The sequence below is a fragment of the Pseudomonas sp. NPDC079367 genome, from assembly GCF_044542195.1.
GTDB lineage: Bacteria > Pseudomonadota > Gammaproteobacteria > Pseudomonadales > Pseudomonadaceae > Aquipseudomonas.
The window spans coordinates 18,597-28,949 of record NZ_JBITTW010000033.1 but is presented as its reverse complement, the minus strand read 5'-3'; the positions used below and the strand labels follow the sequence as shown (position 1 = coordinate 28,949).

The window sequence follows — 10,353 nt, the reverse complement described above, 5'->3', positions numbered from 1 at the left end:
CGCTTATCAGCGTCTGGCGCCGGCCGCGCAGCGCCTGGCCGAGCTGGACAATCAGATCAATGCCCGCCGAAAAATAGCCGGGAATTGTACCTGATACACGGCGCAAGCGTCACGTTCGCCTGTCACCCGGATCGCATGCAAAAACGCCCCGGTCTGGCGACCGAGGCGTTTTCTGGGTTCAAGCGCTGAATGAAAGCTTGTTCATCAGCCCGCGCGTCTGAGCAGCCAGACGCCCGCCAATGCGCAGACTGCGGCCGGCACCAGCACCGCAAACAGCGGCGAGAAACCGAACACCAGACTCGATGGCCCCAGCAGATCCTGGACGATGCGGAAGGTGAAGCCCACCAGCACGCCGGTGAAAACACGCTGGCCCAGGGTCACCGAACGCAGCGGGCCGAAGATGAACGAGATCGCCATCAGCACCAGCGCGGCGGTCACCAGCGGTTGCAACACCTTGACCCAAAATGCCAGCCAGTAGCGGCCATTGCTCAGGCCCTGCTCGGCCAGATAGTGGATGTAGCCCCACAGACCGCTGATCGACAGCGATTCCGGCGCCATGACCACAGTGCTGAGCAGTTGCGGGCTCAACGCCACGTCCCATTCTTCGCTCGGGGCATTGACGACTTCAGTACTACGGTCCTTGAACAGCGTGGTGGCAACGTCGGTGAGCTGCCACTTGCTGCCGTCGAACTCGGCCTTTTTGGCGAAGCTGGAGCTGAGCAGATGGCGCTCCTTGTCGAAGTGATAGCGTGTCACGCCGTACAACAGACCGTTCGGCTGAACCGCGTTGATGTGGATGAATTCTTCACCCTGACGGTGCCACATGCCGTGCTTGGCGCTTTGCGCGTCGCCGCTGCCCTGGGCCAGCGAGCGATTGGCCTGCGCCATGCTCTCGGTGGCCGGGGCGACGTATTCGCCGATCAGCACGCCGGCGAGCATCAACACCAGCATCGGCTTCATGACGGCCCAGACGATACGGCCGATCGACACGCCAGCGGCGCGCATGACCGTCAGCTCACTGCTGCTGGCCAGACTGCCGAGGCCGATCAGACAGCCGATCAGTGCGGCCATTGGCAGCATCTCGTAGAGCCGGCGCGGTGCGGTCAGCAATACAAAACCGAGCACGTCGATCAAAGTGTAGGTGTCGCTGACGTCGCCCATTTCATCGATGAAGGCGAACAGCGTCGCCAGACCGAGGATGATTGCCAGCACGGCGATGATCGCCATGAACACGCTGCTGCCGATGTAGCGGTCGAGTTTAACCACGAGCCACCTCCAGCGCGGCGCTGCGACGGCTGGCCAGCTTCAGGCGCATCGGCTCCCAGTAAAGCAGGCCGAGGCCGATGACCAGGAAGATCGCGTGTACCCACCACAGGCCGAGGGCTGGCGGGATCTTGCCTTTTTCGAGGGCGCCGCGGGCGGCAATCAGGATGGTCAGGTAAGCCATATAAAGAAGGATCGCCGGCAGCAGCTTGAGGAAACGCCCCTGACGTGGATTCACCCGCGACAGCGGCACCGCCATCAGGGTCACGATGAACACCAGCAAGGGCAGGGACATGCGCCATTGCAGTTCGGTTTTCGAACGGATGTCGTCGCTGCCCCACAGGGACGAGGTCGGCATCGCGTCGCGGTCGGTGACCTCTTCGCTGACATCCGGCTTGGGCAGCAGCACACCGTAGGTTTCGTAATGAATGGCGCGGTAATCCGCCTGCCCCGGGCTGCCGTCATAGCGGTAGCCGTTGTCGAGGATCAGGTAGCGATTGCCATCGGGGCGGATTTCCTGGCGGCCCGACTCGGCGACCAGCACGGAAATCCCGCGGTCCTTTTTATCGGCGCCAAGGTTTTTCTGCGAGATGAACACGCTGCCGAGATTGACCCGATCGTCGCTCAGGGTTTCGGTGTAGGTCACACGGGTTCCGTCGCGCAGCGCCTGGAAGCGGCCCGGTTCGAGAGTGTCGAACTCGGTGAGCGCGTCCTGCTTGTTCAACAGCAGCTGAAACTGGTTGGCGCCCTGCGGAGCCAGGCCGAGGCTCAGCCACGCCACCACCAGTGCCACCAGCGTTGCCGGAAACAGCGTCATGCGAAACAGCTTCTGCTGGCTCATGCCGGTGGCCGAAAGAACGGTCATTTCGCTTTCGAGGTACAGGCGACCGTAGGCCAGCAGGATCCCGAGGAACAGGCCCAGCGGCAGAATCAGTTGCAGGAAACCCGGCAGACGAAAGCCCATGATCAGGAACAGCGAACCCGGATCGAGCTGACCGGCCGCAGCCTGCGCCAGGTATTTGATGAAGCGACCGCTCATGATGATGACCAGCAGCACGGCACTTACGGCGCTGAGGGTCAACAGGACTTCGCGGGACAGATAACGGAAGACGATCAAACCAGACACTCCAGGGTTGTCAGGCTAAGGCGGCCAAACAAGCAAACACATCGACCGGCCCGCCATGCAGAGCGGTCGAAAAAAGATGCGGCATTATCCTGTGATTGGGTGCGCCTGTCACTGCGCACACTCATCCATCTCCGTAATCCTTTGCTGATCGTACAACCTAGGGGGCGTTCTCAATTAGTTTTCACACCGCGCCGAGCCTGCTGTTGTGCAGGGCAAGGCGCGAGAAGCGTGGTTTGGTCATTCCAAATAAGCTTCGAGCAACGCAGCCCTGCACAACAGCAGGCCCGGCCCTTCGGGTTGTGCCTTAAAGCCGGCCAGTCTGCGTTGCAGGCCTTGGAAAGGGAACAACCATTCCCAGCGGCCTGCGCCTTGCCTGGCTGGCTTTAAGGCGACAACGCGGTGTGAAAACTAATTGAGAACGCCCCCTAGGGTTGTCAGGCGCGGGGAGCGAGGTTCAAACTGCGGCCCTTGTCGCAGGCTTTGGCCTGCGCCTCTTCTATCTATAAGCAGGCGACTGCGGACAGCGTCGAACGCCTGCGTGTTGACCATTCATTCAGGGATCCGGACATGGAACTGGTTGTAAAAAGCGTTAGCCCAGAAACGTTGAAAACCGCCACCCTGGTGGTTGCCGTCGGCGAAGGCCGCAAACTCGGTGTCGCCGCCAGACTGGTCGACGAGTCGAGCGGCGGTGCGATCAGCACCGTGCTCAAGCGCGGCGACCTGGCCGGCAAGGTCGGTCAGAGCCTGCTGCTGCACAGCCTGCCGAACCTGAAAGCCGAACGCGTGTTGCTGGTCGGCGTGGGCAAGGACGAAGAGCTGGGCGACCGTCCGTTCCGCAAAATCGTTGCCGGCATCCTCAACACCCTCAAAGGCCTGGGCGGCGGTGATGCCGTGCTGGCGTTGGATGAAGTCATCGTCAAAGGTCGCGACAGCTACGGCAAGACCCGCCTGCTGGCAGAAACCCTGGTCGACGGCGGCTACTCCTTCGACCAGTTCAAGAGCCAGAAAGCCGAACCGCGCGCCCTGAAGAAAATCACCCTGCTGACCATCAAGGCTGCGCAAGCCGAAGTGCAGCGCGCCGTGAACCACGCTACCGCGATCGCCAACGGCATGGCGTTCACCCGCGATCTGGGCAACCTGCCGCCGAACATCTGCCACCCGACCTTCATGGGCGAACAAGCCAAGAACCTCGGCAAAGAATTCAAGGATCTGAAAGTCGAAGTGCTCGACGAGAAGAAGATCAAGTCTCTGGGCATGGGCTCGTTCTATGCCGTTGGCCAGGGCAGCGCTCAGCCGCCGCGCCTGATCGTCATGCAATTCAACGGTGGCAAGAAATCCGACAAGCCATACGTGCTGGTCGGCAAGGGCATTACTTTCGACACCGGCGGGATCAGCCTGAAGCCGGGCGCCGGCATGGACGAAATGAAATACGACATGGGCGGCGCCGCCTCTGTGTTCGGCACCCTGCGCGCCGTGCTCGAGCTGAAACTGCCGATCAACCTGGTCTGCATCCTCGCCTGTGCCGAGAACATGCCGAGCGGCAACGCCTCGCGTCCGGGTGACATCGTCACCACCATGAGCGGTCAGACCGTGGAAATCCTCAACACCGACGCCGAAGGCCGTCTGGTGCTGTGCGATGCGCTGACCTACGCCGAGCGCTTCAAGCCGCAAGCGGTGATCGATATCGCGACCCTGACCGGCGCTTGCGTCGTCGCCTTGGGCGCGCACACGTCTGGCCTGCTGGGCAACAACGACGAGCTGATCGACCAATTGCTCAGCGCTGGCAAGGCTGCCGACGACCGCGCCTGGCAATTGCCGCTGTTCGATGAGTACCAAGAGCAGTTGGACAGCCCGTTCGCCGACATCGCCAACATTGGTGGCCCAAAGGCCGGCACCATCACTGCCGCGTGCTTCCTGTCGCGTTTCACCAAGAACCTCAACTGGGCGCACCTGGACATCGCCGGCACGGCATGGACCAGCGGCGGCAAGGACAAGGGCGCCACTGGCCGTCCGGTTCCGCTGCTGACCCAGTACCTGCTCGATCGCGCCAAAGCCTGAAACCGCTGAAAGGTGGCGTCACTCTCGGGTGTCGCCACTTGCCGCTCTGGAACCGCAATGACCAAAGTCGACTTCTATATCCTGCCCAGCGCCGATCCTTCGGCGCGCCTGGATTTTGCCTGCAAGCTCACCGAGAAGGCCTGGCGCATGGGCCACCGCATCTACCTGCATTGCAGCGATGCCGCCCAGCGTGACGATCTCGATGCGCGTCTGTGGGCATTCAAGGGTGAAAGCTTCGTGCCCCACGGCCCGGCCGACAGTGAGCCCGACGGCTTGATCGTGCTGGGACTTGGAGACGACTGCGGTGAGCATCAGGATCTGCTGGTCAATCTTGATCTGAAAGTCCCGGCCTTCGCCAGCAAGTTCGCCCGTGTGGCGGAAATGGTGGTCGAAGATCCGGCCATTCGAGCGGCGGCGCGGGAGAGTTTCCGTTTCTATCGCGAACAGGGCTATGCTCTGCAAGACCACCGTTTACAGCGACTCTGAGCACTCCAATGGACACTCCGAAACCGCAACAGAAGTCCGCACATCTGCTGGACGACCTCGAATCGATCCGCCAGCTGCTCGGCGACGACAACCTGCAACCGCCACTGTTGACCGATACGGTCGATGACAGCGAACAGGAACAGATTCCGATGCTGTTCGATTCCGTCGGCAACGAGCCGGCGGCCGTCGAACCGCCACCAGCGCCGACCCCAGCCGCTCCGGCTGCCGCACCGGTCGATAAAGGCCCGGATGCCTTGCTGCACCTGGACAGCGAACTGCGCGCCGCCGCGCAATTGATCATGCAAGACGTGATCGACGACTTCGCCCCGCACATCGAAACCGAAATCAAACGCCGCCTCGATGCGCGGATGGAGCGGCTGCTCAGCCAGTACGAGTAACAACAAATCCAATGTGGGAGCGGGCTTGCTCGCGAATGCGGTGTATCAGTCACCGGCGTGTCGCCTGACTCACCGCATTCGCGAGCAAGCCCGCTCCCACAGTTGAAACGCACACTATCCTCCCCCGCTCGCCCTCGGCACCATGCCCCGCTATACTTGCCGGCTTTTCCTGAATAAATGCCAATAGGGTCCCGCCGCGCATGGATAAGACCTACCAGCCGCACGCCATTGAAACTTCCTGGTACAAGACCTGGGAGTCCGAGAACTACTTCGCCCCGCAAGGCGCGGGCGAGTCCTACACCATCATGATCCCGCCGCCGAACGTCACCGGCAGCCTGCACATGGGGCACGGTTTCAACCACCCGATCATGGACGCCTTGATCCGTTTCCGCCGCATGCAGGGTCGCGACACCCTGTGGCAGCCGGGCACCGACCACGCCGGTATCGCCACGCAGATGCTGGTGGAGCGCCAACTCGAAGCCCAGGGCCAGAATCGCCACGATCTGGGCCGGGAAAAATTTCTTGAGAAAGTCTGGGAATGGAAGGATCAGTCGGGCGGCAACATCAGCCGGCAAATTCGTCGCCTCGGCTCGTCCGTCGACTGGAGCCGCGAGCGCTTCACCATGGACGACGGCCTCTCGGAAGCGGTCAAGGAAGCCTTCGTGCGTCTGCATGAAGACGGCCTGATCTACCGCGGCAAGCGCCTGGTCAACTGGGACACCAAACTGCACACGGCGATTTCCGACCTCGAAGTGGAAAACCACGAAGAGAAAGGTTTCCTGTGGAATCTGAAATACCCATTGGCCGACGGCGTGAAAACTGCCGAGGGCAATGACTTCCTGATCGTCGCCACCACCCGCCCGGAAACCATGCTTGGCGACTCAGCCGTCGCGGTTAACCCGAACGATGAGCGTTACAAGGCCCTGATCGGAAAATTTGTCGAGCTGCCATTGGTTGGCCGCCGTATCCCGATCATTGCCGACGATTACTGCGATCCTGAATTCGGCACCGGTTGCGTGAAAATCACCCCGGCCCACGATTTCAACGACTACGAAGTCGGCAAGCGCCACAACCTGCCGCTGCTGAACATCTTCGACAAGAACGCCAACGTGCTGCCTGCCGCACAGGTGTTCAATCTCGATGGCACGCTGAACGACAGCATCGACGGCAAGATTCCCGCCGAGTTCGCTGGTCTGGAGCGTTTTGAAGCGCGCAAGCAGATCGTCGCCGCATTCGACGCCGCCGGCCTGCTCGTGAGCGTCAACGATCACAACCTGAAAACGCCGAAGGGCGATCGCTCCGGCACGGTCATCGAGCCGTGGCTGACCGACCAATGGTACGTATCGACCAAGCCGCTGGCCGAGCCTGCCATCGCCGCCGTTGAAGACGGGCGCATCCAATTCGTGCCCAAGCAGTACGAAAACATGTACTTCTCGTGGATGCGCGACATCCAGGACTGGTGCATCAGCCGTCAGCTGTGGTGGGGCCACCGGATTCCGGCCTGGTACGACGAGTCGGGCAAGGTCTACGTCGGTCGCGACGAAGCCGAAGTGCGTGCCAAGCACAACCTCGGCCCGGACGTTGCGCTGCAACAGGACAACGACGTACTCGACACCTGGTTCAGTTCCGGCCTGTGGACCTTCTCGACCCTGGGCTGGCCTGAGCAGACCGAGTTCCTGAAGAAATTCCACTCCACCGACGTGCTGGTCACCGGTTTCGACATCATCTTCTTCTGGGTTGCCCGGATGATCATGATGACCATGCACCTGATGAAGAATGAAGACGGCACGCCGCAGGTTCCATTCAAGACTGTGTACGTACACGGACTGGTGCGCGACGGTCAGGGGCAGAAGATGTCCAAGTCCAAGGGCAACGTACTGGACCCGCTGGACATTATCGACGGCATCGATCTCGAGTCGCTGGTGCAGAAACGCACTTCCGGCCTGATGCAGCCGAAACTGGCGAAGAAGATCGAGAAGCAAACCCGCGAAGAGTTCGCCAACGGCATCGAAAGCTACGGCACCGATGCCCTGCGCTTTACTTTCTGCTCGCTGGCCTCGACCGGTCGCGACATCAAGTTCGACATGGGTCGCGTCGAAGGCTATCGCAACTTCTGCAACAAGATCTGGAACGCCGCACGTTACGTTCTGGACAAGGGCGAAGACTGCGGCCAGAACGGCGAAGCCTACGAGCTGTCGCTGGCTGATCGCTGGATCATTTCGCAGCTGCAACGCACCGAAGCCGAAGTGACCCGCCAACTGGATCAGTTCCGTTTCGACCTCGCCGCGCAAGCGCTGTACGAGTTCATCTGGAACCAATACTGCGACTGGTACCTGGAACTGTCCAAGCCTGTGTTGTGGGACGAGAACGCACCGGTCGAACGCCAGCGTGGCACCCGCCGTACGCTGGTGCGCGTGCTGGAAGTGGCGCTGCGTCTGGCGCACCCGTTCATGCCGTTCATCACTGAAGAAATCTGGCAGCGCATCGCACCGCTGGCCGGTATTCAGGGCAAGACGATCATGCTGCAGCCTTGGCCGGTGGCCAATGAAGAGCGCATCGATCCGGCGGCGGAAAACGACATCGAATGGCTCAAGGAACTGATGCTCGGCACGCGTAATATTCGCGGCGAGATGAACATCGGCCCGGGCAAACCGCTGCCGATCTTCCTGAAGAACGTCAGCGCTGAAGACCAGCGTCGCCTGACCGAGAACGAAGCGCTGCTGAAAAAGCTCGCGCGCCTGGAGTCGATCACCGTCCTCGCCGCTGGCGAAGAAGCACCACTGTCCGCCACCGCACTGGTCGGCGAGATGGAAGTGCTGGTGCCGATGGCCGGCCTGATCGACAAGGCTGCGGAACTGGCACGTCTGGACAAGGAAATCCTGCGCTTGCAGGGCGAAGTCCAGCGGGTTGGCGGCAAGTTGTCCAACGCCGGTTTCGTCGACAAGGCCCCGGCCGAAGTCATCGAGAAGGAGCGCGCCAAACTGGCCGAGGCTGAACAGGCCCTGGACAAACTGGCCGAGCAGCATGCGCGGATTGCCAGTCTGTAACGGCAAATCGCACTGAAAAGGGAGGCCCAGGTGGCCTCCCTTTTTTATGTCCACCACATCTCCCCTCTAGGATCTGCCGAAGGCTGCGATCTTTTGATCTTGTTTTTCAGGATCAAGATCAAAAGATCGCAGCCTTCGGCAGCTCCTACATGGGTTCGGCGTATTCGACGTCAATGTGGGACAATGCCTGCCACTTTCAGCCATACCCGAATCGACCACGCCCATGACCGCCCCCCGCACACCCAAGCCTGCGCGCAAGAAGCCTGACGCCGCGTCCCCGAGCAAAGCCGTCGAGCCACGCGAAAAGGCCAGCCTGCATCCGCGCAATCGCCATCAGGGTCGTTACGACTTCCCGGCGCTGATCAAGACCACGCCGGAACTGGCGAAGTTTGTGATCACCAACCCGTACGGCAAGGAAAGCATCGATTTCGCCAGCCCCGATGCGGTGCGCGTGTTCAACAGGGCGCTGCTCAAGGCCTTCTATGGCATTCAGCATTGGGATATTCCGGCGGATTACCTCTGCCCTCCGGTTCCGGGGCGTGCCGATTACGTGCACTTTCTCGCCGACCTGCTGGCGAGCATGAACGACGGCAAGGTCCCGCGTGGCGCGATCGTCAACGTGCTGGACATCGGCATGGGCGCCAACTGCGTTTATCCGCTGATCGGCAACAGCGAATACCGTTGGCACTTCCTCGGTTCGGAGATCGACCCGACAGCCGTGGCGGCCGCCCGCGCCATCGTGCAGTCCAATGATCTGAGCAAAGTGATCCAGCTGCGCCAGCAGGAAAACCGCAAGCACATCCTCATTGGCTTGCTCGAGCCGGGCGAGCGCTTCGACCTGACCATGTGCAACCCGCCGTTCCACGCTTCAATGGAGGAAGCGACCAAGGGCAGCGAGCGCAAGTGGCGTGCTCTGGGCAAGGCCGATCCGAAACGCAAGCTGCCGGTGCTGAACTTCGGCGGGCAATCGGCGGAGCTGTGGTGTGAAGGCGGTGAAGCGCGCTTTGTGACGCAACTGATTGCCGAGAGCGCCAACTTCCAGCACAAGGTCTTGTGGTTCAGCACACTGGTGTCGAAGGCATCCAACCTGCCGGCGATCGAAACCGCGCTGAAGAAAGCGGGTGTGCTGGAAAGCCAAGTGGTGGAGATGTCACAGGGGCAGAAGCAGAGCCGCTTTGTCGCGTGGACCTTCCAGACCAAGTCCGAGCAGCAGATCTGGCGGCGCGAGCGCTGGGTGCGCTAAATGATGCAACACTACATGTGGGAGCGGGCTTGCTCGCGAATACGGGAGGTCAGTCAATAAACATCTCGACTGACACTCCGCTTTCGCGAGCAAGCCCGCTCCCACTTTGGCCCAGCGATTCAGTCGCCAAATAACAGACACAAAAAAACCGTGCCCAGGATCACTCCGAAGCACGGTTTTTTTATCGCTGCGTCTTACTTGTTCACAGCGTCGGTCAGGCCTTTGGCCACAACCAGCTTGATCACTTTCTTGGCAGGGATTTCGATGGCAGCGCCAGTCGATGGGTTACGGCCAGTGCGGGCAGGACGCTCGGTCACTTTCGGCTTGCCGTGGGCTGGCCAGGTGATTTCGCCGCCGGTTTCCAGCTGATCGGCAACGATTGGGCCCAGTTGGTCCAGGGCGTTACGCGCGGTGGTTTTCGGCGCGTCGATAGCTTCAGCGATGTCGGCGATCAGTTGGTCTTTAGTAAGAGCCATGTAGTGTTCCTTCCCTATCAAATTCATATGGATTGCAGAGTGCAGTGTCAGCCATCGAGCCCGATCTTCTGGATCTGGCACCCTCGGCGATAACCACGACGAGTCGGGTTATAGATGCCGAAATCAGGGTTTGGTTCGACCTGACAAATGCTGAATGCACGCTTAACGCAGTGACTTCGCGTAAGACCGGGCAAAACTAGCACAGCGACAAGGAAATATCCGCTTCTAGCTACCCATTTGGTCAGCTTTATTGCGC

Annotated in this window: 8 protein-coding genes; 5 read left to right on the top strand and 3 right to left on the bottom strand. The window is 60.8% G+C overall.

The window, feature by feature from the left end:
* Window positions 1-204: 204 nt before the first annotated feature.
* Window positions 205-1,266: an LPS export ABC transporter permease LptG gene (gene lptG, locus ACIGDJ_RS21350; protein ID WP_101159338.1), complete on the bottom strand. Its 1,062-nt coding sequence runs from the start codon at window positions 1,264-1,266 to the stop codon at window positions 205-207.
* Window positions 1,259-2,380 carry an LPS export ABC transporter permease LptF gene (gene lptF / locus ACIGDJ_RS21345; protein WP_101159337.1) on the bottom strand — a complete coding sequence of 374 codons (1,122 nt, stop codon included), beginning with the start codon at window positions 2,378-2,380 and terminating at the stop codon, window positions 1,259-1,261. Before lptF ends, lptG begins: the two co-directional genes overlap by 8 nt.
* Window positions 2,381-2,956: 576 nt before the next feature.
* On the opposite strand from lptF, the gene ACIGDJ_RS21340 reads away from it, so the two are divergent.
* From ACIGDJ_RS21340 to rlmF, 5 genes are all read left to right on the top strand, one after another.
* Complete coding sequence (locus ACIGDJ_RS21340) at window positions 2,957-4,447, top strand: leucyl aminopeptidase (RefSeq protein WP_397479953.1); 1,491 nt, start codon at window positions 2,957-2,959, stop codon at window positions 4,445-4,447.
* Window positions 4,448-4,504: 57 nt separating this feature from the next.
* Window positions 4,505-4,933 (top strand): DNA polymerase III subunit chi, encoded by a 429-nt coding sequence (locus ACIGDJ_RS21335; RefSeq protein WP_101159335.1) that lies wholly within the window; start codon window positions 4,505-4,507, stop codon window positions 4,931-4,933.
* 8 nt (window positions 4,934-4,941) lie between these two features.
* Window positions 4,942-5,331, top strand: coding sequence for a DNA polymerase III subunit chi (locus ACIGDJ_RS21330; protein ID WP_312995378.1), 390 nt, complete (start codon window positions 4,942-4,944; stop codon window positions 5,329-5,331).
* Between the two features lie 200 nt (window positions 5,332-5,531).
* Window positions 5,532-8,378 (top strand): valine--tRNA ligase, encoded by a 2,847-nt coding sequence (locus tag ACIGDJ_RS21325; RefSeq protein WP_397504611.1) that lies wholly within the window; start codon window positions 5,532-5,534, stop codon window positions 8,376-8,378.
* Between the two features lie 223 nt (window positions 8,379-8,601).
* On the top strand, window positions 8,602-9,621 hold the full coding sequence (rlmF, locus tag ACIGDJ_RS21320; protein WP_101159332.1) for a 23S rRNA (adenine(1618)-N(6))-methyltransferase RlmF: 1,020 nt from the start codon (window positions 8,602-8,604) through the stop codon (window positions 9,619-9,621).
* 194 nt (window positions 9,622-9,815) lie between these two features.
* On the opposite strand, the gene ACIGDJ_RS21315 is transcribed toward rlmF, so the two are convergent.
* Window positions 9,816-10,097: an HU family DNA-binding protein gene (locus tag ACIGDJ_RS21315; RefSeq protein ID WP_397504610.1), complete on the bottom strand. Its 282-nt coding sequence runs from the start codon at window positions 10,095-10,097 to the stop codon at window positions 9,816-9,818.
* Window positions 10,098-10,353: the final 256 nt, after the last annotated feature.

What these genes read in the sequence shown, in the direction of transcription:
- ACIGDJ_RS21340 (WP_397479953.1), top strand. Translation starts at nt 2,957, where the DNA reads ATGGAACTGGTTGTAAAAAGCGTTAGCCCAGAAACGTTGAAAACCGCC.
- ACIGDJ_RS21335 (WP_101159335.1), top strand. Translation starts at nt 4,505, where the DNA reads ATGACCAAAGTCGACTTCTATATCCTGCCCAGCGCCGATCCTTCGGCG.
- ACIGDJ_RS21330 (WP_312995378.1), top strand. Translation starts at nt 4,942, where the DNA reads ATGGACACTCCGAAACCGCAACAGAAGTCCGCACATCTGCTGGACGAC.
- ACIGDJ_RS21325 (WP_397504611.1), top strand. Translation starts at nt 5,532, where the DNA reads ATGGATAAGACCTACCAGCCGCACGCCATTGAAACTTCCTGGTACAAG.
- rlmF (WP_101159332.1), top strand. Translation starts at nt 8,602, where the DNA reads ATGACCGCCCCCCGCACACCCAAGCCTGCGCGCAAGAAGCCTGACGCC.
- ACIGDJ_RS21315 (WP_397504610.1), bottom strand. Translation starts at nt 10,097, where the DNA reads ATGGCTCTTACTAAAGACCAACTGATCGCCGACATCGCTGAAGCTATC.